We start from the raw sequence: 20,917 nt of genomic DNA, 5'->3' as shown, positions 1-20,917 counted from the left end.
GACCTGTGCTCCAGGCGCATTTGTCTGGTGAATCGCCGACAAAAACGCCATTCGCCGCCTGCCGGGCTCGCTATGATGAACAATCATCGCACGCGCCTCACCATGAACACCGCCCTCGCCCGCAAACGCCACGGGAATCGCCGGCAGGCGCCGCGTCTGCCGGGCGCCGTCGGCACCATCGCCATCGCGCAGCTTTTCGGCACCTCGCTCTGGTTCAGCGCCAACAGCACCGCCGGCGATCTCATGCGCATCTGGCATGCCACGGCCGCCGATATCGGCTGGCTCACGAACGCGGTGCAGATCGGCTTCATTCTCGGCACGTTGACGATCTCGTCGACGGGCGCCGCCGACCGATACGCCGCCAGCCGCATTTTCGTGCTGAGCTCGGTGACGGGCGCAGGCTTCAATTTCGCCTTCGCGTGGCTCGCGGGCGGTCTCATCAGCGGCGCGGCGCTGCGCTTCTGCGTGGGCGTGACTCTCGCCGGGATCTATCCGATGGGCATGAAGCTGATCGTGAGCTGGGCGCCCGAGAAAACCGGCCAGGCGCTCGCACAGCTCGTCGCCATGTTGACGCTCGGCACGGCGCTGCCGCACGCGATGCGCTTCGCCGGCGCGGGCTTTCCCTGGCAACTCGTGATCACGGCGTCGTCGGCGCTCGCGCTGGTCGGCGCCGTGCTTGTCGGCTCGCTCGGCGACGGGCCGTACACGCGCGCCCGCGCGCAGCCGGATCGTGCCGATGACGATGCGCACCGCGCGTCCATCGCCGCGAGCGCGTGGTCGATGTTCCGGATTCGCGCGTTTCGCGCGGCGACGTTCGGCTATTTCGGCCACATGTGGGAGCTGTACGCGTTCTGGACGACGGTGCCGCTGCTGGTTTCGCGCACCGCGCTCGCGGCCACGTTTCCGCGCCTCGGCGTCTCGGGCGTGGCGTTCTGCATCATCGGCATCGGGGCGCTCGGCACCTGGATCGGCGGATCGTTGTCGCGCCGCGCGGGCAGCGCAAAGGTCGCGCTGGGCGCGCTGGCGATGTCGGGTGCGTGCGCGTTGACGTTCTCGCTCGCCTGGCGCCATCTGCCGCCCGTGGCACTCGGCGCGCTGCTGCTCGCGTGGGGCGCGACGGTGATCGCCGATTCGCCGCAGTTCTCGGCGCTCGCCGCGAAAGCGTGCCCGCCGGGCGCGGTCGGCGGCGCGCTGGCGATCTCGAATTCGATCGGCTTCGCGATCACGGTCGTGTCGATCGCGGCCACGACCGCGCTGTTCGGCCAGATCGGACTCGACGCGACGTGGCTGCTCGTGCCCGGCCCGCTGCTCGGACTCATCGCTTATGCGGCGACGATGCGCGGCGGACGAGGTTGAGTCTGGGCGGCCTATCCCGGGCACACTGCTAAGCATGCCCAATCAAATAGCGCGATTGAAATCCACCCACATGCCAGGCTCGATCTGCGTTTGCGCCACGCCGGAAAATCGCGCACGCGCCTGGCCGGAGACTCCTGCCGCGCCGCTGCATCGACATTCAGCGCGCCATGCTTTCTGCTTATCCGGTCATCGATTGTCATAATCGCGCCGCCGAACCCGCGCCATCGAATCGAAAAAAATGCTAAGAACACGGTTCCTGAATTCGCGGCGGCCTGTTCGCCGTGCCGACCTCCGGCACGCGAGTGCCCACCGTTTCTCTCCATGAACGCCATGTCCTTAACTCTGCTTTCCCGTCGCGCGGCCGCGTTCGCCGTTGCGCTCCTCCTGCTCGCGGGGCTGGCGCTGCTGCGCGCGGCGCCCGCCTTCGCCGATCCCGGCACGACATTGGCCGTGGTCGCGCCCGTGCAAAGCTGCGAGGCGCTCGCCCAGACGAAGCTCGATGTCGCCGTCGGCGCCGCCGTGGCCATCGAAACGAAACGCGTGAACACCGCGCAAGGCGAGTTCTGCGAAGTGAGCGGCACGATCGCGCCGTCGATCGGCTTCAAGCTCGACCTGCCGACGCAAAAGTGGACGCAACGCTATCTGCAAGCCGGTTGCGGCGGGCTCTGCGGCCAGATCAACGCGAGCATCGGCAACGCGGGCGATTGCCGTCCCGCGCTCGACGGAGAATTCGCCGTCGCCGCCACCGACATGGGCCACACGGGCCGCATGGGTGCGCCCGACGAAGGCGCGTTCGCGGCCGATCCGCAAAAGCGCATCGATTTCGCTTATCGCGCGAATCACTTGACCGCGCTCGCCTCGAAAGCGCTGATGCGCGCGTTCTACGGCGTCGCACCGCGTTACGCGTATTTCTCCGGCTGCTCGGACGGCGGCCGCGAAGCGCTGATGGAAGCGCAGCGCTATCCCGAGGACTTCGACGGCATTTCGGCGGGCGCGCCCGCGATGCTGTTCCAGATCCAGAACTCGTTCTTCCACGCGTGGACCGTAGCCGCCAATCGCGACAGCAACGGCAAGCCGATCCTGCTCGCGCCGAAGCTGCGCGTGCTGCACGATGCGGTGATCGCACATTGCGACACGCTCGACGGCGTCAAGGACGGCCTGCTCAGCGATCCGCGCGCGTGTCGCGTGCAGCCGGGCTGGGTTGCGTGCAAGACCGGTGCGGCCGATACGGCGCACTGCCTCACGCCCGCCGAATGGTCGGTGGCGCAGAAAATCTACACGGGCCCGACCGACGCCGCCGGTCATCGCTTCCTGCCGGGCAGCCTCGAACCTGGCTCGGAACTGATGTGGGGCTCGTTCGTGCCGCGCGACGCCAACTCGCGCGTGATGTCCGAATCGCTGTTCGCGAGCATGGTGCCGGTGGTCAATCTCGCGCCGTCGCAGGCCGAATCGAGCGCGACGACGTTCCCGTTCACGACCGCCCAATTCGCGCGCATGCAGGAACTGCATCCGCTCAACGACGCGACCAATCCCGATCTGCACGCGTTCTCCGCGCGCGGCGGCAAGCTCATCATGTGGCACGGCTGGGCCGACTTCTCGATCGCGCCGATGATCTCCATCGCCTACTATCGCGCCGTGCAGGCCGAGCTGGGCGTGGCCGCGACCGACCGTTTCCTGCGCCTCTTCATGATCCCGGGCGTGGGCCACTGCGGCGGCGGCGACGGCTTCGCGCAAGTCGATACGCTGAGCCCGCTGATGGCGTGGGTCGAGCGCGGCACCGCGCCCGCGAGCCTGCACGCGGATCGTATCGCCGCGAGCGCGGGCGGCTTCGGGCCGCCGCCGGGGGCTTCGGGTGCTTCCGCTGCCTCGGGGGCTTCGGCCACTAGCACCGCACATGGCGCCCCGCAGACGGACGGCCCGCAAGGCGGCAGCGACGGACGCGGCGGCGGCATGGGCGCGCACGCGGCCCTGCCTCCCGTGGCGATCCCGAATCAGCCGGCGCTCGCGAGCCGTCCGATCTATCCGTTCCCGCAGATCGCGCACTATCTCGGCAAGGGCGACCCGAAACTCGCGTCGAGCTACGGTCCCGCGGCGTGCCCCGTGAAGGAGCCCGCTTCGATCGACTGGTACGGCGCGTTCATGCTGCGTCCGGGCTTCCAGAAGCAGTACGTCGTGCGCGACGATACGCTTTTCCCGCTGCCGCAATCCAGACCCTGACGGTACGCGACGTGCGCGGTTTTCAGGCCGCGTGCACGCCGCTTGCACGTCGCTCGCACGCCGCGTACTCGTCGCGTGACATCACTCATCCTCAACCGGAATCCGAAACCATGACGCAACCCGCTTCTTCCGCGCCCACGTGGCGTGCCGATCCGCTCGCCTGGGGCCACGGCCCGCGCGTGTTCGAAGTCTTTCTCGAACCGACCTGCCCGTACTCGGTGCGCGCGTTCGGCAAGCTCGACGCCTTGCTCGACACCGCGGGCGCGGAGAACGTCACGATCAAGATCCGCCTGCAATCGCAGCCGTGGCATATGTATTCGGGCGTGATCGTGCGCTGCATTCTGGCGGCGTCGACGCTGCCGGGCGGCAAGGAAAGCGCGAAAGCGGTGATGGCCGCGGTGGCTGCGCAGCGCGAGGAATTCGAATTCGAACGCCATTGCGGCGGCCCCAACATGGACGCGACGCCCAACGACATCATCGCGCGCCTCGAACGCTATTGCGGCCTCGCGCTGCGCGAGGCGTTCGCGATTCCCGGCCTCGACACCGAAGTGAAATGGCACGCGAAATACGCTCGCCAGAATGGCATCCACGTTTCGCCGACCTTCATGATCGACGGGCTGGTCGATCCGAAGATCAGCAGCGGCGATGAGGTCGCTGCGTGGGCCGAGCGTCTGCGTTAACGCGCTGCTTTTCACGCTGACGCGTCAAGAAAACCGACGGCATTCGCGGTCGGAGCCGAACGCACGACCGACCGCATGACCGGACGCACTGCAAGCTCTTGCGGTGCGTTCGGGCATGATGCTTTTCGCGTGGGGTCTGACTGGGCAACGCTCGGCGCGATTGGCAGTTAGTTGCAAAGAGGCATCAAAAAAACGGCGATCGACTCACATCGACCGCCGCTTTCCACGCGTTACGGCGTACCGAGACGCGCGAGCTTCAGGAAGCGGTAATAAACCGTTTCGGCGTTGTACACCGCGATCACGAGACCCGCGCGGCCATCGAGAAAGCCGCGCCGCAGCACATAGGTGCGAATGAACGCCCACAGGCCGCGCCCGAGCGCCTTGCTCACACTGCTGCGTTTCGCCGACGCGCGCCGCTGCTCGGCGCCCAGCGTCGAATACAGATCCATCTTGCGCAGCACGCTTTCGACATCGTCGTACGAGTAATGCATCAGCTTGCCCGTGAGACGGCGAGACGGTGCGTCGTACACCACGCGCTCGTGCACGAGGTCAGTCGAAAAACGCGCCACGTCGCGCGGAAACAGACGCGGAATCCAGTCCGGATACCAACCCGAGTGATAGATCCACTGACCGCAGAAACTCGACAGCCGATCGACCGCATACACGACCTGATCGGGTTGCGCGATCGCCTCGCGAATCGATTGCGCGAGTTCGGGCGTGACGACTTCGTCGGCGTCGATGGACAGAATCCACTGCGTCGACAAGGCATCGATCGCGCGATTCTTCTGCGCGCCGAAACCAGGCCAATCCGCTTCGATTACGCGTGCGCCGTGCTGGCGGGCGATCTCCAGGGTGTCGTCGGTGCTGCCGCTGTCGATCACGACGATTTCGTCGGCGAAGCGCACGGATTGCAGGCACTCCGCCAGATGCTTTCCGGCGTTCAGGGTGATGATCGCTACGCCTAGCTGCGATGCTTTCAAGTTATCCTCAACATCCTGCGTGACTGCCATATCGGAGGATGCGCGCGCGACGCACCGGCCACGGCAACGCGGCGGTCCGTCATGCGCGCTTCAGGCTTCGGGTCGATCAGGCGAACGTGCTCGCGTGCGGCACGACGATCGCGCCGTGCGGGCCGCCACCGCCACCGGGGCCGCCGCCGAATCCACCACCGCCACCGCCGCCGGGACCACCACCCGGACCCCACGCACCCGGACCACAGAACGGCCACAGGCAGCAACCGCCCAGCGCGGCCGCCACTGCAATTGCGCTTGCCAGCGCCAGCAACTTCTTCATGAAAACTCTCTTCTTCAGGCAACGAAATAAAGCAACAAGCTGGCCGGTATGCTTGCAGAATTCAATCGCAGCTTGTTTACGCTGTGTTACGCGTTCTTTCCGCGCCTGACTCCGATAATTCGCAATACGTAGAAAGTATTGGTAAGGATTCTCCCGAATGCGGACGAGGTCGTGCGCCGTGCCCGCATGAGCGGCACGGCACACCTGAAAATCCGGCGCTCAGATCGCAATCAATCGATCAGCATGCCGAACTAATTACCAGGCATTAGCGTGAGCATTGCGCACGCCGCGTCCCAATCCTCCGTTACACGAAACGCGCTTCGTCGAGATCGGCGATCAGCGTCGGGCCAACCGGCTGCCAGCCCAGCCGCGCGCGCGTCAGTGCGCTCGACGCCGGCATGTCCATGCCGACGAACATCGCCATCCAGCCGAAATGCGCCGCCGCTTCGGCGGGCGCAATCGACGCCGTCGGCAATCCGAGCGCGCGCGAAAGCGACTCGGCGATCGCGCGGCTCGACACGCCCTCTTCGCCGACGGCGTGATAGCGCGCGCCCGGCGCGCCTTTTTCGAGCGCGAGGCGATAGAGCCGCACCACGTCCGACAGATGACCGGCCGGCCAGCGGTTCTGGCCGTCGCCCACCCAGGCGCACACGCCCTTCTCGCGCGCCACCGCGACGAGCGGCGTAATGAGCCCTTGCCGGTACGGGTTGTGAACCTGCGGCAGACGCAGCACGCGCACGTCGAGCCCCGCATCGAGCAGTTCCTGGCCCGTCAGTTCGGAAGCGATGCGCGGATTCGCATGGGTCGCGTTGAACACGTCCTCGCTGGCCGGCTCGCCGTGCTGACCGCTGCCGACGCCCGTGCCCGACGTGATGATGAGCGGACGGTTCGAGCCCGCGAGCGCCGACCCGAGCGCGCGGATCGCGAGGCGATCCTTTTCGCAGTTCTCGACGAAACGCGAGAAATCGTGATCGAACGCCGTGTGGATCACCGCGTCCGCTTGCGCCGCGCCGTGGCGCAAGCTGTCGAGATCTTCGAGCGTGCCGCGATGCACCTGCGCGCCCGCTTGTTCGAGCGCCTGCGCACCCGCATCGGAACGCGTCATGCCGAGCACGTCGTGGCCCGCGTCGATGAGTTCGCGCACGAGCGCCGAGCCGATAAAGCCGGTCGCGCCGGTCAGAAAAATACGCATGTTGCTACTCCTGGGTCGTGGAACGCGTACTATCTGCCGTTTATCTATACCGTTAAAGTAGTGAGATCATCATATTAAGATGATTAACAGGATAGCGAGGATCGCTGCGAACATGCCTCCCCACGTTGCCTCGGTCGCCTCGCTCGGCGACTTTCTCAAGCGCTGCCGCACGCGGCTCGATCCCGCCAGCTTCGGCTTCAGCGGCCGCCGCCGCACGCCCGGCCTGCGCCGCGAGGAAGTCGCGCAGCGCGCGCATATCAGCCCGACCTGGTACACCTGGCTCGAACAGGGGCGCGGCGGCGCGCCTTCGCCCGAAGTGCTCGATCGCATCGCGGGCGCGCTGATGCTCACCGAACCTGAACGCGAGCACCTTTTCATGCTCGGTCTCGGACGGCCGCCGGAAGTGCGCTACCGGCCCGTCGAGGGCGTGAATCCGCGTCTGCAACGGCTGCTCGATTCGCTGCAATACAGCCCGGCCATCATCAAGACGGCGACCTGGGACGTGGTGGCGTGGAACCGCGCCGCCGCCATCGTGCTGACCGATTACAGCAAGTTGCCGCCCGGCCAGCGCAATATCCTGCGCTTTCTGTTCTGCAATCCCGACGTGCGCGCCAAGCAGCACGACTGGGAGGCGGTCGCGCGCTTCGTGGTCGGCGCGTTCCGGGCCGATGTCGCGCGCGCCGGGCTCGTCTCCGCCGTAGGAGAGCTGGTCGATGAACTCTGCAGCTTGAGCCCCGAATTCGACGCGCTCTGGCGCAGCCATGAAGTACACGATCAAAGCGAGGCGCACGGCGTGAAGCGCCTGCATCATCCGACGCTCGGTCTCGTGGAGATGGAGCAGTCGGCGTTTGCCGTCGATGGCCGCCCGGATCTGCACATGCTGGTCTACAACCCGCTCGGCGCGGAGACGAACGCGCGCATCCGGGCGCTGATCGAAGAGGCGGCTTCGGCGGAATCTTCGCCCGATTCCTCGACCGAGACATCGACCGCGCCATCCACCAGCGACGACGCGACACACATGACGGCGGAGCCCGGCGTGCGATAAGCTAGGCCTATGGATATCCGCCAACTCAAGTATTTCGTCGCGATCGTCGATTGCGGCAGTCTCTCCAAGGCAGCCGAGCGGCTGTGCGTCGCGCAGCCGTCGCTGAGCCAGCAGGTCGCGAACCTCGAAGGCGAACTCAAGAGCCAGTTGCTGCTGCGCAGCCATCAGGGCGTGCAGCCGACCGAGGCGGGCCGCGCGCTCTATCTGCGCGCGCGCGACGTGCTGCGCCAGGTCGAGGAAATCCCGCTCGCCGTGCAGGTGAAAGGCACCGAATCGGGCCAGGTCGCCATCGGCCTGCCGACCAGCGTGGCCGTGGTGTTCGCGCTGCCGCTCTATGAGTACGTGCGGCGCCACTACCCGGGCATCCGGCTGCATATCGTCGAGGGCATGAGCGGCTATCTTGCCGAGCTGATGGCGAACGGCCGCCTCGACATGGCGATCCTGTTTCGCGAAGCCGAAACGCGCGGTATCGCCGTGCAGCCGCTGTTCGAAGAAAACCTGTACGTGTTCGGCGAAATCGACGGCATCGGCGCGGGCGCGGACGTGCCGCTGCGGCGTCTCGCCGACGTGCCGCTCGTGCTGCCGAGCGCCGCGAACGGCCTGCGTCTGCTGATCGAGCGCGCCTTCGCGCGCGAAGGCATCGAGCCGAAAGTGGTCGCCGACATCGACTCGCTGCCGACCATGCTCGCGATCGCGCGCCAGGGCGGCGGCGTCACCCTGGTCTCGTCCGACGCATTCGGCCGCAGCGCCGATCAGCACCTGATCCACCGCCTCGTCGAACCCGAAATCTCGCGCGCCGTGGCGTTGTGCGTGCCCAATGCGCTGCCGACCAGCGCCGCCTCGCTGGCGATCCAGAAAACGGTCGAGCAGCTCGTCGCCGAACTCGTGGAAAGCGGCGTCTGGGCGGGCGTGCTGCCGGGCCGATCCGCGCCCCGTTCGCGCCGCTGAACCGCGCGCTGACAGAGCCGCTATAGGCTGGACCTATACCCGATAGCCGTAATCGGTATTTCACGACGCGCGCGCCGGCGGTTAGATTGTCTCCTTCGATTCGATAGAAAACGTCCGTGAGGCGTTCGAAGGAGACGCATGTACACCCAGATATTCGATCCGGTCGCGCATTCCGTCGCGGCTTCCGCCGCGTTCGCGGCCCTCCCGCTCCTGACCCTGTTCGTGCTGCTCGGCGTGCTGCGCCTGCCCGCGCGCTGGGCCGCGCTCGCCTCGCTGATCGTGTCGATGATCGTGGCCGCGTTCGTCTACGGCATGCCCGGCGGCCAGGTCGTGAGCGGCGCGCTCGAAGGCGCGGCCATCGGTTTCTTCCCGATCATCTGGATCGGCATCAACGCGATCTGGCTGTTCAAGCTCACCCAGGCGAGCGGCCACGCCGACGTGCTGCGCCGCGCACTCGCCCATGTGAGCCCCGATCAGCGCGTGCAGGCCGTGCTGATCGCGTTCTGCTTCGGCGCGCTGCTCGAAGCACTCGCGGGCGGCGGCGCGCCGGTCGCGATCTGCGCCGTGCTGCTGATCTCGCTCGGCGTGGAGCCGATCAAGGCCGCGACCGTCTGCCTGCTCGCCGACACCAGCCCGGTCGCGTTCGGCGCGCTCGGCCTGCCGATCACCGTGCTCGCCAAGATCACGCGCCTGCCGGTGCACGACATCAGCGTGATGGTCGGACGCCAGGCGCCGCTGCTTTCGCTGTTCATTCCGCTCATGCTCGTGTTCATTCTCGACGGCCGGCGCGGACTCAAGGAAGTCTGGCCACTCGCCGCAGTCGCCGGTTTTGCTTTCGCGTTCGCGCAGTTCGCGGGCTCGATGGCGCTGCCGGTCGAACTCGTCGATATCGTCGCGGCGCTGTTCTGCGCGGGCGCATCGATCGCGTTTCTGCGTCTGTGGTCGCCGGCGGTGCTGCGCAGCGATCTCGCCGCGGCCGGTGGCGGCGCGCAACCCGCGCATGAAGCGCGCGACGCACGTGGCGCGGGCCTGCAAGGCGGCGCGCTCGCCATGCCGATGACGGGCGGCGGCGCGTCGTTCGAATCCGCCGCGCAACACACGACGCAAGGACATACGCAACGTCACGCTTTCGCCGACACCCCGCGCGACTCCACCGCCGAAGTGCTGCGCGCGCTCGCGCCCTACGCCGCCGTGATTCTCGTCGTCGCCGCCACGCAGATCGGTTTCGTGGCACACGCGATGGGCGCGCTGACCTCGGCGTTCGCGTGGCCCGGCCTGCATGTCGTCGATCCGAAAGGCGCGGCCGTGTCCGCCGTCAACGCGAAATTCGAATGGCTGCTGTCCGCCGGCTCGATCGTGCTGATCGCGGGCGCGCTCTCGGTGCCGCTGCTCAAGCTCGACGTGCGCACCGCCGCCCGCGCGTATGTGAAGAATCTGCACGAACTGCGCTGGGCCGTGTTCACGGTCTGCTGCGTCGTGGGCGTCGCGTACATCATGAATCTCTCCGGGCAGATCGTGACGCTCGGCATCTGGGCCGCGCGCGCCGGCACCGCCTTCGCGCCGGTTTCGCCGGTGCTCGGCTGGTTCGCGACCGCGCTCACGGGCTCCGACACCTCGGCCAACGCGCTGTTCGGCATGCTCCAGTTGACGACCGCGCATCACACCGGCCTCTCCGACATTCTGCTCACCGCCGCGAACACCTCGGGCGGCGTGGTCGGCAAGGCGATCTCGCCGCAGAACCTCGCCGTGGGCGCGGTCGCGGTGGGCCTCGTCGGCCGCGAGGGCATGCTGTTTCGCCGCGTCGCGGGCTGGACCGTGCTGATGATCGCGGCGCTGAGCCTGCTCGTCTGGGCGCAGTCCACGCCGCTGCTCGGCTGGATGGTGCCGTAACGCACGTTGTCGCAAGTCAATTTCACGCTGTATAGCCAGACCCGTATTTCGCGTCGCGCGGCCCGCATGATTCATCGATGCGCAAGCCGCCGCGCCGCACACTAGCAAGGAAACCCGACGTCATGCATAACTCCGCTCTCCCGCTCGCCGACATCACGGTCGTCTCGATCGAACAGGCTATCGCCGCGCCGCTCGCCAGCCGCCATCTCGCCGACTGGGGAGCGCGCGTCATCAAGATCGAGCGTCCGGGCGCGGGCGATTTCGCGCGCGGCTACGACACCGCGATGGACGGGCTGTCGAGCCAGTTCGTCTGGACCAACCGCTCGAAAGAAAGCCTCGCGCTCGACATCAAGGACGAGCAAGGTCAGGAGACGCTGGAAGCGCTGCTCGCGCGCGCCGACGTGTTTATCCAGAACCTCGCGCCGGGCGCGGCGAAGCGTCAGGGCCTCGACGCGAAGTCGCTGGTCGAGCGTTTCCCGCGCCTGATCGCCTGCGATATTTCAGGCTACGGCAGCGGCGGCCCGTACAGCAGCAAGAAGGCCTACGACCTGCTCGTGCAGTGCGAAACCGGCTTCCTCTCGATCAACGGCACGCCCGAGACGCCCTCGAAATGCGGCCTCGCGATCGCCGACATCGCCACCGGCATGTACACGCTCAACGGCATCCTGATGGGCCTGCATCAGCGCGCGCGCACGGGCCGCGGCATGGCGTTCGAAGTCTCGCTGTTCGACGCGATGACCGAGTGGATGAGCTACCCCGCCTACTACACGCGCGGACGCGGCGAACCCGTGCCGCGCAGCGGCGCGCGCCACGCGACCATCGCGCCGTACGGACCGTTCGCGGCCGGCGACGGCAAGACGGTGTTCTTCGGCGTGCAGAACGAACGCGAATGGCGCAGCTTCTGCGAGGTCGTGCTCGGCGATGCGAGCGTCGCGACCGATCCGCGCTACGTGACGAATTCGCTGCGCCTCGCGAATCGCGACGCGCTCGAACGCGGCATCACCGAACGCTTCGCCGCGTGGACGAGCGACGAAGTGCTCGCGCGGCTCGACCGCGCCGCGATCGCCAACGGCAAGATGAACGACGTGGAGGCGCTGCTGGAGCACCCGCAACTCGTCGAGCGCGATCGTTATCGCAGCGTGGACACCGAGCGCGGCGCGATGGACATGTTCCTGCCCGCCGTGACGATCGCGGGCGTGGAGCCCGTGATGGGTCCGGTGCCCGCCGTGGGCGAGCACACCGAATCCATTCTCGCGGAGCTTGCCGAACGCGCCGCGCAACGGAGCGAAGCATGAACGCGCCGCGCGTGACGCGCACCGTGCTCGCGGTGCCTGGGCATCGGCAGAACATGCTGCAATCGGCGGCGGCGAGCGCGGCGGACGCGGTGTTCATCGATCTCGAAGATGCCGTGCCGCTCGACAAGAAACGCGAAGCGCTCGACGGCGCGGTTCAGGCGCTCAACACGCTCGACTGGCAGGGCAAGTGGGTGTCGGTGCGCATCAACACGACGGCGCACGGTATCGCCGTGCACGAAGTGGACACGCTCGTGCGCGACGCCGCCCGCCTCGATGCAGTGCTCGTGCCGAAGGTGGAAAACATCGCGACGGTGCACGAAGTCGAGCGGCGGCTGCGCGAGCGCGCCGCCGAACATCGCCCCCTCGCCATCGAAGCGCTGATTGAAACGGCGCGCGGTCTCGTCTGCGTCGACGACATTGCCGCGTCGAGCGAACGGCTCGTGGCGCTGCATTTCGGCGTGGGCGATTTCGCGGCGTCGATCTGCGCGCGCACGGTGGAGATCGGCGGCGCGCACGCGGGCTACGCGCACACCGCGAAGACCGACGACGGCCACTACAGCACGACCGCGCTCGATCTCTGGACCTATCCGATGATGCGTCTGCTGGTGGCCGCGCGCGCCTTCGGCCTGCGCGCCATCGACGGTCCGTGCGGCGCGTTCCGCGACGCCGTGCTCACGCGCGCGTGGGCATTGAAGGCCGCCGCGATGGGTTACGACGGCAAGCAGGTGATTCATCCTTCGCAGATCGACCCGACCCGCGCCGCCTTCTCGCCGACCGACGACGAAGTGCGCGACGCGCGGCGCACGATCGAAGCGCTGGAGGCGGCGCAAGCCGCCGGGCTCGCGGCGGTCTCGCTCGACGGCAAGCTCGTCGATTTCGCCAACGTGCGCATGGCGCAACGCGTGCTGGCGATGGCGGACGCCTGACGCACCGGCGGCACGCGTTCGCCGCGCCGCTTCATGGCCTCACCCCGCCGCGCGCGCCTCGCGCCGCACCGCCTGCGGCGGCACGCCGAAACCGCGCATGAACGCCTCGCGCATATGGCGCCGGTCGCGGAAGCCGGTTTCGCGAGCAATCGTATCGAGCGGATGCGCGCTCTGCTCGATCATCAATCGCGCCGCTTCGAGCCGTAATCCCTCGATCGCGCGCGCGGGCGACTGCCCCGTTTCCGCGGTGAACACGCGGCTGAACTGACGCGGGCTCAGATGCACGGCCTCGGCCAGCGTCTCCACCGTCAGCGGCGAGCCGAGATTGCGCCGCGCATAATCCAGCGCGTTTTGAATGCGGTCCGATTTGGGCGCGAGGTCGAGCATTTCCGAATGCTGCGACTGCCCGCCCGAGCGGCGCTGATGCATCACGAGCTTGTGCGCGACCGAGCGCGCCACGTCCGCGCCCAGATCCTTCTCCACCATCGCGAGCGCGAGATCGAGACCGGCCGTCATGCCCGCCGAGGTCCACACCGTGCCATCGACGATATAGATGCGGTCTTCTTCCACGCGCACCGCCGGATGGCGCGCCTGCATCTCGCGCGCGATCGCCCAGTGCGTGGTGGCGCGGCGCCCGTCGAGCAAGCCCGCCTCGGCCAGCACGAAGCCGCCCGTACAGATGCCCGCCACGCGCCGCGCGCGCGCGCTCGCGCGGCGCAGATACGCGAGCGCCTCCTCCGAGGCCGGCATGGCGACCGGATCGATCACGCCCGCCACCATCCACGTATCCATCTGCCGGCGCGGCGGCGCGGGCAGCGTGCGCACGCTCATGCCCAACGACGAGCGCACTTCGCCGCCCGCGATCGAATAGTTTTCTAACGTGTAGAACGCGTTGCCGGCCGCTTCGTTCGCGAATTCGAAAACGGTCTGCGTGGCGATCGCCATGACCTGAAAACCGTCGCACAGCAGATAACCGATGCGATGCATGACCCGCTCCTCGCCGTGTGGCCGTGGTTTTTTGCTGATGTCCTGAATCACTACCCTATACGTCATTTCAGCCACGGTCAATCCGGACCAGAATGGCGGCAAGACATCGCGCCATGGGACGGGTTCGACAGCGCGCTGGCTCCAACTTCATCCGACAAGGAAAGACGATCATGAAAACCACCGGCAACACGATCTTCATCACGGGCGGCACCTCGGGCATCGGACGCGGTCTCGCCGAAGCGTTCCATCGGCTCGGCAACCAGGTCATCATCGCGGGTCGCCGCCAGGCGCTGCTCGACGAGGTGGCGCGCGCGAACCCGGGCATCGACACCGTGCAGCTCGACATCAACGACGCCGCGCAGATCCGCGCCGTGGCGCAGCAGGTGATCGCGCGCCATCCGTCGCTGAACGTGGTGATCAACAACGCGGGCATCATGCCGTTCGACGACGCGGGCGGCGCACTCGACGACGCCCAGGCCGTGCGCATGATCGAGACCAATCTGCTCGGCCCGGTGCGCGTGAGCGCCGCCTTCATCGAGCATCTCAAGCAGCAGCGCGAGGCGACCATCATCAACAACAGTTCGGTGCTCGCCTACGTGCCGCTCGCGGCCACGGCGCTCTATTCGGCGACCAAGGCGGCAATCCATTCGTACACGCTCTCGCAGCGCTTCATGCTGCGCGACACCAGCGTGCGCGTGCTCGAAATCGCGCCGCCGTGGGTGGACACCGACTTGATCCGCAAGAGCGGCGACCCGCGCGCGATGCCGCTCGACGCCTTCATCGCCGAAACGCTGGCCGCGCTGCCCGAGGCGCAAACCGAAGTGCTGGTGGAGTCCGCGAAGGCGTTCCGCGCGAACCCCGGCGTGAACGAACACGGCTTCATCGCGCAGTTCAATCAGGCCGTCGTGGACGAACCGCTGCCGGTTTAATAACGTTTACCTTTCCGCGCGCGCACGACGAAAATCACGTCAAAAAACGACGTCGATCAACTCGCCGATCAGCGCGCGCGGCGCATCAATCCCCCGCCAACACCCCGCCATCACCCCCGCCTTACCGCATCTTTCGCCTTTGCCGCAACGCACCCCACGTTTCCCCCAGGGTGACACTTTCCGTACGACCGTACAAAAATAATCACGTCTGACATCCCTGTGGATGACGTTGCAAGCCCATCGGGTTTACGGAGAGGCAATCGGTGAACGAGCAGCTGCATCAACCTGCAATCCGCCACAGTTTCGCGCCGCGCCGACACGATCGCGCCCGCTCAACTGGCCTCGCCCGCACGGCATCCCTTCCCGCTTCACCGCAACAATCCCCGTGATGGCGTCCGCGTGACGCATCGCCGGCGGCGCCCCCACGGGCATCCACCGCCACGCGCATGGACGGCGTTCGCACGCCGCGTCCGTGTGCCCTGACGTACCGCGAAAGAAGTCGTTCGAATCCCGCTGTTTTGCCGCACCCCAAATCCATCCAGACAATCAGGATTCCAAAATGTCCAAACGCAATACGCTACGCAAAAAACTGCTTGCGACCGGGGTCGCGGCCACGGGTCTGCTGGGTGTGGAGGGCGCCGCGCAGGCGCAGAGCAGCGTGACGCTGTACGGTATCGTCGACGGCTCGCTGCTTTACACGAGCCATACGCTCAACACGACGACGGGGCAAAACGCGGGTCACCAGTTCTCCTTCACCGACAGCGGCATGACGGGATCGAGCTTCGGCTTGCGCGGCACCGAGGATCTGGGCGGCGGCATGCGCGCGATCTTCACCCTCGAGAGCGGCATCAGCGTGGCCAACGGCGGCTTCGACAATTCGAACGGCAACATGTTTGGCCGCCAGGCGTGGGTCGGCATGAGCAGCGCGTACGGCACGGTCAAGGCCGGTCTGCAATTCTCGCCGTTCTTCCTCTCGCTTTACGACACCGACCCGCGCGGCATGTCGTATTTCGGCAGCGGCCTCGTGAGCTACGTGAACAACGTCTACGTCACGGGTCTGTTCAACAGCAATTCTCTGACCTACACCTCGCCGGAAATCTACGGCCTGCAAGCGGCCGGCATGCTCGCGCTCGGCGGCACGGCGGGCGACTTCCAGGCGGGCCGCCAGTATTCGGCGAGCCTGCGCTATCACCTCGGCGGCCTCACGCTGACCGGTGCGCTCTACAACGGCAACGCGGGCGGCAGCGCGACCAGCACGCCGGTGCCCAGCACCGTCGAATTCGTGGGCCGCACGCTCGGCGCGAGCTACCGTTTCGAAAACAGCCTCAGCGTGTACGCGTCCTATGCGCTCTACAAGGTCGCGGGCTCCTTCAGCAACAGCGTGTACTCGGGCGGCGCGAGCTACTTCTTCACGCCGTACCTGAGCGTCAACGCGGGCGTCTGGTACACGCACGACGGCAACGAAGGCTCGAATCATTCGCTTCTCGCCGCGACCGGCGTGCAGTATTTCCTCTCGAAGCGCACCACGCTCTACGGCCAGGTGGGCTACGTGAACAATCACGGCAACATGCACACGGGCCTGTCGATCAACAATGCGCTCAACGAAGTGACCGGCTCGACCGTCGGCACGAGCATCGGCATCCGCCATATGTTCTGATCGCGGCGCGCTCCGCGAACGCATCGCGGAGCGCGCTTCGAGACCCCGCGCAGCGCTCAGACTTTCATGCCGGGCAGATTCAGCGAAGCCGTGTTGCCGCCGTCGACGGGCAGCGCCTGGCCGGTGATATAGCTGGCGTCGTCGCTAGCGAGAAACGCAATCGCCGCGGCCACTTCGGCCGCGCGGCCTGGACGGCGCAGCTCGCAACGGTAGCCGAGCCGATCGGTCTTGTTGAGTTCGCGCGCGCGGTCGAACACGGGCGCGGTCATGCCGGTCTCGATCAGGCCGGGGCAGACCGCGTTCACGCGGATCGCCCACGGCGCGAGATCGCAGGCGCTCGTCATCGTGAGGTTGATGACGGCGGCCTTCGAAGCGCTATAGGCATTGCCGCCCGCGCCCGAGCGCACGCCGGCCACCGACGCCACATTGACGATCGCCCCTTGCCCGCGCGCGATCATCGCCTGCGAGGTCCATTTGGTGAAATGCACGACGCCCATGAGATTGACGCCGAGGATCTGTTGCCATACCGCCGTATCGGTTTCGGCGACGATCGAATAATCGCCGCCCGCGATGCCCGCGATATTGCAGAGCGCGTCGATTTCGCCGAAGCGCTCGCGCACCTGCGCGACGCACGCGGCCACCTCGTCCTCGCGCGCGACGTCGAGCGCGCCGTGCCAGACGCGCGCCGCGTCGAACTGCGCGGCGGCCTCGGCGAGCGCGTCGCGGTTCCAGTCGACGAGCACGACGCACGCGCCTTCGTCATACAGCCGTTGTGCCGTCGCGCGCCCGATTCCGCTGGCTGCGCCGGTCACGAGGGCCACCTTGTCCTTGAATCGCATCGTCCTTCACCTCTCGATGTGAGCGTTACCGGTTTGTTCTGAATTGCCCGAAATGCAGAATTTACGTCTGCATTGCAGAATTTATAGAGATGAACCCTGAGCGTCAATCGGGCGAATCACGCTTGTTTTTACGATGCGGTATCGCAGAATTTATCTATTAGAGATAGCAATCCGGCAAATCAGCACGCTTTGCGAATCGGTCTGGTAGTTTCCCCAGGCTGACTGCATTGCAGAATTCATTGCCAAATGAGCGCTCACGAAGTGCTGGCGATCGACGCACACGGAGGTCACGGTGGATCTGTTTTTGCAGCAGGTGCTCAACGGTTTGACGCTCGGAGGCATCTACAGCCTCGTCGCGCTGGGCCTCACGCTCGTGTACGGCATCATGGCCGTGCCCAACTTCGCGCACGGCGCGTTCTACATGGTCGGCGCCTTCGCGGCCTTCTTCCTCACGACGCACTTCGGCCTCGGCTACTGGAGCGCCATGGTGGTCGCCGCGCTCTGCGTGGGCGTGCTCGCCGTGCTCGCGGAACGCCTCGTCTTTCATCCGCTGCGCAACGCGCCCGAACTCGCGCCGATGATCGCCGCCATCGGCCTCATGCTGTTTCTCGAAGCGGGCGCGCAGGCGCTCTGGGGCACCGACTTTCATCGCATGTCGCCGCCATGGCCCGGCGTGCTCGAATGGGGCGGCGTGATCGCGCCCATCCAACGGCTCCTGATCATCGCAGGCGCATTCGGCCTCGTGCTCGCGCTGCAACTGTTCCTGCATCACACCGTGGCCGGCTCGACCATCCTCGCCGTGGCGCAGAACCGCGAAGGCGCCGCGCTCATGGGCATCGATCCGCGCAAGGTGGGCATGGCCACCTTCGCGCTCTCGGGCGTGCTGGCCGCCGTGGCCGCCGCGCTCTACGCGCCCATCAACCTGATCTATCCGGCGATGGGTCAGTTAGTGATCCTGAAAGCCTTCGTGATCATCATTCTCGGCGGCATGGGCAGCGTGCCCGGCGCCGTCGTCGGCGGTCTGATCATCGGGCTCGCGGAAAGCTTCAGCGCCTTCTACGTCTCGCCCGATTACCAGGACCTGATTGCATTCGTCCTGCTCGTGGCGATCCTGTCGCTGCGCCCGCAAGGGCTCTTTTCGAGGGAGATGCGCGCATCATGATGCCTACGCGCAATCTGGGCTGGCTCGCACTGTTCGTGATCGGCCTCGCCCTGCCGTTTCTCGTGCGCTCCGATTATTCGCTCACGGTCATGTCGACGGCCTTCATCTTCGCGCTCGCGACGATCGGCCTGAATCTGCTCACCGGCTACACCGGCCAGTTCAATCTCGCGCACGGCGGCTTCATGGCGGTGGGCGCGTACACGGTGGGCATTCTCACCGTGGATTACCAGGTGCCGTTCTGGATCGCGTTCGCACTCGCGGGCGTGGTAAGCGTCGTGCTGGGCTTTTTCGTCGGCCTCGTTTCGCTGCGCCTGAAAGGCAACTACTTCGCGATCTTCACGCTCTGCGTGGGCTACATCATCTTTCTCGCGATCGAGAAATGGGACAGCCTCACGCACGGCGTGGTGGGCATCATCGGCATCGCCGCGCCGCCTTCGATCGGACCGATCTCCTTCGAGAATCCGCGCGCGCTCTATTACCTCACGTTCGCGTTTCTCGCCGCGGGCATGTGGATCATGCACCGCATCGTCAATTCACTCGTGGGCCATACCTTCGTGGCGATCCGCAACAGCGAACATCTCGCGCAGGCGCTCGGCATCGACCTCATGCGCAACAAGATGCTCGCGTTCCTGATTTCGACGTTCTATGCGGGCATTGCGGGCGGCCTCTATGCGGGCTTCGTGCGTTTTCTCGGCCCCGATCTCGCCAACATCGGCCATACCTTCGACATGACGATGTACGTGGTGGTCGGCGGCATCGGCACGCTGGCCGGTCCGCTGCTCGGCGCGATTGCGCTGCCGTGGCTCACGCAGTCGCTGCAGTTCATGCAGGACTATCGCTTTCTCGTCTTCGGCCCCTTGCTGATCGTGCTGCTGATCTTCCTGCCGCGCGGTCTCGTCGGTCTTTATCAGAGCGTGCGCAGCCGCCTCGCCACGCGCGATGTCGCGCCCGCGCGAACGCGCCGCGCCACGTCCAGCGGAGACGGCCATGCTTGAAATCGCTTCGCTCTCGAAACACTTCGGCGGTCTGACTGCGGTCAGCGACGTCAGCACGCGCATCGACGAAGCCCGCATCAACGCGATCATCGGTCCGAACGGCGCGGGCAAGACCACGTTCTTCAATCTGATCAGCGGCATGTACCGGCCGAGCACGGGCAGCATCAAGCTGCGCGGCCAGGACGTCACCGGCCTGCGCGCCGATCAGATGGCGCGGCTCGGCGTGGCCCGCACGTTTCAGGCGACCGCGCTGTTCGAGACGGCTTCGGTGCTCGAGAACCTGATCGTGGGCCACCGTCTGCGCACGCGTTCGAATCTCTGGGACGCCCTGCTGCGCACCGCGCGTTGCAAGCACGAGGAACGCCTGTGCCGCGACAAGGCGCGCGAATCGCTCGACTTCGTGGGACTCGCGCATCTGGAAACGAAGCCCGCGGGCGGCATCACGCAGGAGGAGCGCAAGCGCGTGGCGATTGCGCTCGCGCTGGCCACCGACCCGACCGTGCTGCTGCTCGACGAACCGGCGGGCGGCGTGAATCCCGAGGAGACCGACGGCCTCGCGGCGCTGATCCGCAAGATCGCGCGGCGCGGCATGACGGTGTGCCTCGTCGAACACAAGATGAGCATGATCATGAATCTCGCGGACAAGATCATGGTGCTCGACCACGGTGAAAAAATCGCCGAGGGCACGCCCGACGAAATCCGCAAGAACCAGGCGGTGATCGACGCCTATCTCGGGAGCGACCATGCTGACGTTCAATGACGTGAGCCTCGACTACGGCAGCTTTCGCGCGCTGCACGGCATCAATCTGCGCGCCGACGAAGGCGAACTCGTGGTGCTGCTCGGCGCGAACGGCGCGGGCAAAAGTTCGATCTTTCGCGCGGCCAGTGCGCTCACGCGCGCGAGCGCCGGGCGTATCCGGCTCAAGGACGTCGACCTCGTCGGCAAGCGTCCCGCCGAGGTGGTGCGCGCGGGCGTGATCCACTGCCCCGAGGGACGCAAGCTGTTTCCCGCGCTCTCGGTGCTGAAGAATCTGATGCTCGGCGCGTATCCGCATCGGCGCGACCGCGCGGGCAATCGCACGCGGCTCGACGACGTATTCGGCCTCTTTCCCGATCTCGTCAAACGCAAGGACGATCCGGCCGGCGCGCTGAGCGGCGGTCAGCAACAGATGGTCGCCATCGGCCGCGCGCTGATGAGCCGTCCGCGCGTGCTGCTGCTCGACGAACCCTCGCTCGGCCTCGCGCCGCTCGTCGTCAAGCAGACTTTCGAGGTGATCCAGCGCATCAATCGCGCGGGCACCACGGTGCTGCTCGCGGAGCAGAACGCGCACGCGGCGCTGAAGATCGCGCATCGCGCTTACGTCGTGGAGTCGGGCCGCATCGTGCTCGAAGGCGACTACGACAGTCTTGCGGGCAACGAAGCCGTGCGCCGCGCCTATGTGGGCGGATAAGGCCGCGACGCTCGCCCCGCGCATTCAACGATAGCCCCTCCCTCAAGGACACGTA

Annotated in this window: 19 protein-coding genes; 14 read left to right on the top strand and 5 right to left on the bottom strand. The window is 66.6% G+C overall.

All coding sequences use genetic code 11. The features are described from left to right. Nucleotides 1-102 precede the first annotated feature (102 nt). The 3 genes from G5S35_RS35015 to G5S35_RS35005 all read left to right on the top strand — a co-directional run bounded on the left by G5S35_RS35015 (nt 103) and on the right by G5S35_RS35005 (nt 4,253). Nucleotides 103-1,356 carry an MFS transporter gene (locus G5S35_RS35015; protein ID WP_183040140.1) on the top strand — a complete coding sequence of 418 codons (1,254 nt, stop codon included), beginning with the start codon at nt 103-105 and terminating at the stop codon, nt 1,354-1,356. 330 nt (nt 1,357-1,686) lie between these two features. Continuing rightward, the gene (locus G5S35_RS35010; protein WP_183040139.1) at nt 1,687-3,573 is read left to right on the top strand and encodes a tannase/feruloyl esterase family alpha/beta hydrolase; all 1,887 of its coding nucleotides are present in this window, start codon (nt 1,687-1,689) and stop codon (nt 3,571-3,573) included. A gap of 110 nt (nt 3,574-3,683) precedes the next feature. After that, the gene (locus G5S35_RS35005) at nt 3,684-4,253 is read left to right on the top strand and encodes a DsbA family protein (RefSeq protein WP_183040138.1); all 570 of its coding nucleotides are present in this window, start codon (nt 3,684-3,686) and stop codon (nt 4,251-4,253) included. Nucleotides 4,254-4,483: 230 nt separating this feature from the next. Here the strand turns inward: G5S35_RS35005 and G5S35_RS35000 are convergent, their stop codons facing one another. The 3 genes from G5S35_RS35000 to G5S35_RS34990 form a co-directional block, all read right to left on the bottom strand. Further along, the gene (locus G5S35_RS35000) at nt 4,484-5,233 is read right to left on the bottom strand and encodes a glycosyltransferase family 2 protein (RefSeq protein WP_176081692.1); all 750 of its coding nucleotides are present in this window, start codon (nt 5,231-5,233) and stop codon (nt 4,484-4,486) included. Nucleotides 5,234-5,339: 106 nt separating this feature from the next. After that, nucleotides 5,340-5,546 carry a hypothetical protein gene (locus G5S35_RS34995; protein WP_065064067.1) on the bottom strand — a complete coding sequence of 69 codons (207 nt, stop codon included), beginning with the start codon at nt 5,544-5,546 and terminating at the stop codon, nt 5,340-5,342. Between the two features lie 304 nt (nt 5,547-5,850). Beyond that, nucleotides 5,851-6,738, bottom strand: a complete 888-nt coding sequence (locus tag G5S35_RS34990) for an SDR family oxidoreductase (protein WP_183040137.1) — start codon at nt 6,736-6,738, stop codon at nt 5,851-5,853. A gap of 112 nt (nt 6,739-6,850) precedes the next feature. On the opposite strand from G5S35_RS34990, the gene G5S35_RS34985 reads away from it, so the two are divergent. The 5 genes from G5S35_RS34985 to G5S35_RS34965 all read left to right on the top strand — a co-directional run bounded on the left by G5S35_RS34985 (nt 6,851) and on the right by G5S35_RS34965 (nt 12,842). Further along, entirely contained in the window at nt 6,851-7,783 is a 933-nt protein-coding gene (locus G5S35_RS34985; RefSeq protein ID WP_183040136.1) for a helix-turn-helix transcriptional regulator, read from the top strand. A 9-nt stretch (nt 7,784-7,792) separates the two neighbouring features. Next, nucleotides 7,793-8,731, top strand: a complete 939-nt coding sequence (locus tag G5S35_RS34980; RefSeq protein WP_074983119.1) for a LysR substrate-binding domain-containing protein — start codon at nt 7,793-7,795, stop codon at nt 8,729-8,731. 138 nt (nt 8,732-8,869) lie between these two features. Next, nucleotides 8,870-10,621 carry an L-lactate permease gene (locus G5S35_RS34975; RefSeq protein WP_074983121.1) on the top strand — a complete coding sequence of 584 codons (1,752 nt, stop codon included), beginning with the start codon at nt 8,870-8,872 and terminating at the stop codon, nt 10,619-10,621. A 122-nt stretch (nt 10,622-10,743) separates the two neighbouring features. After that, nucleotides 10,744-11,916 carry a CaiB/BaiF CoA transferase family protein gene (locus G5S35_RS34970; protein WP_065064058.1) on the top strand — a complete coding sequence of 391 codons (1,173 nt, stop codon included), beginning with the start codon at nt 10,744-10,746 and terminating at the stop codon, nt 11,914-11,916. Continuing rightward, a complete protein-coding gene (locus tag G5S35_RS34965; protein WP_183040135.1) occupies nt 11,913-12,842 on the top strand; it encodes an HpcH/HpaI aldolase/citrate lyase family protein in 930 nt (309 codons plus the stop codon). The genes G5S35_RS34970 and G5S35_RS34965 overlap by 4 nt, the downstream gene beginning before the upstream one ends. A 39-nt stretch (nt 12,843-12,881) precedes the next feature. Here G5S35_RS34965 and G5S35_RS34960 read toward each other — a convergent pair whose 3' ends face one another. Further along, the gene (locus G5S35_RS34960; RefSeq protein ID WP_065064054.1) at nt 12,882-13,829 is read right to left on the bottom strand and encodes a GlxA family transcriptional regulator; all 948 of its coding nucleotides are present in this window, start codon (nt 13,827-13,829) and stop codon (nt 12,882-12,884) included. 170 nt (nt 13,830-13,999) lie between these two features. On the opposite strand from G5S35_RS34960, the gene G5S35_RS34955 reads away from it, so the two are divergent. Then, nucleotides 14,000-14,758 (top strand): SDR family oxidoreductase, encoded by a 759-nt coding sequence (locus G5S35_RS34955; RefSeq protein WP_176081697.1) that lies wholly within the window; start codon nt 14,000-14,002, stop codon nt 14,756-14,758. A 559-nt stretch (nt 14,759-15,317) separates the two neighbouring features. After that, nucleotides 15,318-16,415: a porin gene (locus tag G5S35_RS34950; RefSeq protein ID WP_183040134.1), complete on the top strand. Its 1,098-nt coding sequence runs from the start codon at nt 15,318-15,320 to the stop codon at nt 16,413-16,415. Between the two features lie 56 nt (nt 16,416-16,471). On the opposite strand, the gene G5S35_RS34945 is transcribed toward G5S35_RS34950, so the two are convergent. Further along, complete coding sequence (locus tag G5S35_RS34945) at nt 16,472-17,254, bottom strand: SDR family NAD(P)-dependent oxidoreductase (RefSeq protein WP_110327049.1); 783 nt, start codon at nt 17,252-17,254, stop codon at nt 16,472-16,474. A gap of 292 nt (nt 17,255-17,546) precedes the next feature. Between G5S35_RS34945 and G5S35_RS34940 the strand changes: the two genes are divergently transcribed. From G5S35_RS34940 to G5S35_RS34925, 4 genes are read left to right on the top strand one after another with little or no spacing between them, the layout of a single operon-like run. After that, nucleotides 17,547-18,416, top strand: a complete 870-nt coding sequence (locus G5S35_RS34940; protein WP_065064046.1) for a branched-chain amino acid ABC transporter permease — start codon at nt 17,547-17,549, stop codon at nt 18,414-18,416. Then, nucleotides 18,413-19,411, top strand: a complete 999-nt coding sequence (locus G5S35_RS34935; protein ID WP_110327050.1) for a branched-chain amino acid ABC transporter permease — start codon at nt 18,413-18,415, stop codon at nt 19,409-19,411. The genes G5S35_RS34940 and G5S35_RS34935 overlap by 4 nt, the downstream gene beginning before the upstream one ends. Then, nucleotides 19,404-20,171, top strand: a complete 768-nt coding sequence (locus tag G5S35_RS34930; RefSeq protein WP_124262692.1) for an ABC transporter ATP-binding protein — start codon at nt 19,404-19,406, stop codon at nt 20,169-20,171. The genes G5S35_RS34935 and G5S35_RS34930 overlap by 8 nt, the downstream gene beginning before the upstream one ends. After that, nucleotides 20,155-20,862: an ABC transporter ATP-binding protein gene (locus G5S35_RS34925; protein ID WP_065064042.1), complete on the top strand. Its 708-nt coding sequence runs from the start codon at nt 20,155-20,157 to the stop codon at nt 20,860-20,862. Before G5S35_RS34930 ends, G5S35_RS34925 begins: the two co-directional genes overlap by 17 nt. Nucleotides 20,863-20,917 lie beyond the last annotated feature (55 nt).

This window comes from Paraburkholderia tropica, from assembly GCF_014171495.1.
GTDB classification, from domain to species: Bacteria; Pseudomonadota; Gammaproteobacteria; order Burkholderiales; family Burkholderiaceae; genus Paraburkholderia; species Paraburkholderia tropica.
Note: the sequence above shows the minus strand (reverse complement) of the source record. Positions and strands in the feature narration are given on the sequence as shown.

Bases quoted from the DNA above. Each gene is read 5' to 3' on its own strand.
- G5S35_RS35015 (WP_183040140.1), top strand. From the start codon at position 103: ATGAACACCGCCCTCGCCCGCAAACGCCACGGGAATCGCCGGCAGGCG.
- G5S35_RS35010 (WP_183040139.1), top strand. From the start codon at position 1,687: ATGTCCTTAACTCTGCTTTCCCGTCGCGCGGCCGCGTTCGCCGTTGCG.
- G5S35_RS35005 (WP_183040138.1), top strand. From the start codon at position 3,684: ATGACGCAACCCGCTTCTTCCGCGCCCACGTGGCGTGCCGATCCGCTC.
- G5S35_RS34995 (WP_065064067.1), bottom strand. From the start codon at position 5,546: ATGAAGAAGTTGCTGGCGCTGGCAAGCGCAATTGCAGTGGCGGCCGCG.
- G5S35_RS34990 (WP_183040137.1), bottom strand. From the start codon at position 6,738: ATGCGTATTTTTCTGACCGGCGCGACCGGCTTTATCGGCTCGGCGCTC.
- G5S35_RS34985 (WP_183040136.1), top strand. From the start codon at position 6,851: ATGCCTCCCCACGTTGCCTCGGTCGCCTCGCTCGGCGACTTTCTCAAG.
- G5S35_RS34980 (WP_074983119.1), top strand. From the start codon at position 7,793: ATGGATATCCGCCAACTCAAGTATTTCGTCGCGATCGTCGATTGCGGC.
- G5S35_RS34975 (WP_074983121.1), top strand. From the start codon at position 8,870: ATGTACACCCAGATATTCGATCCGGTCGCGCATTCCGTCGCGGCTTCC.
- G5S35_RS34970 (WP_065064058.1), top strand. From the start codon at position 10,744: ATGCATAACTCCGCTCTCCCGCTCGCCGACATCACGGTCGTCTCGATC.
- G5S35_RS34965 (WP_183040135.1), top strand. From the start codon at position 11,913: ATGAACGCGCCGCGCGTGACGCGCACCGTGCTCGCGGTGCCTGGGCAT.
- G5S35_RS34960 (WP_065064054.1), bottom strand. From the start codon at position 13,829: ATGCATCGCATCGGTTATCTGCTGTGCGACGGTTTTCAGGTCATGGCG.
- G5S35_RS34955 (WP_176081697.1), top strand. From the start codon at position 14,000: ATGAAAACCACCGGCAACACGATCTTCATCACGGGCGGCACCTCGGGC.
- G5S35_RS34950 (WP_183040134.1), top strand. From the start codon at position 15,318: ATGTCCAAACGCAATACGCTACGCAAAAAACTGCTTGCGACCGGGGTC.
- G5S35_RS34945 (WP_110327049.1), bottom strand. From the start codon at position 17,254: ATGCGATTCAAGGACAAGGTGGCCCTCGTGACCGGCGCAGCCAGCGGA.
- G5S35_RS34935 (WP_110327050.1), top strand. From the start codon at position 18,413: ATGATGCCTACGCGCAATCTGGGCTGGCTCGCACTGTTCGTGATCGGC.
- G5S35_RS34930 (WP_124262692.1), top strand. From the start codon at position 19,404: ATGCTTGAAATCGCTTCGCTCTCGAAACACTTCGGCGGTCTGACTGCG.
- G5S35_RS34925 (WP_065064042.1), top strand. From the start codon at position 20,155: ATGCTGACGTTCAATGACGTGAGCCTCGACTACGGCAGCTTTCGCGCG.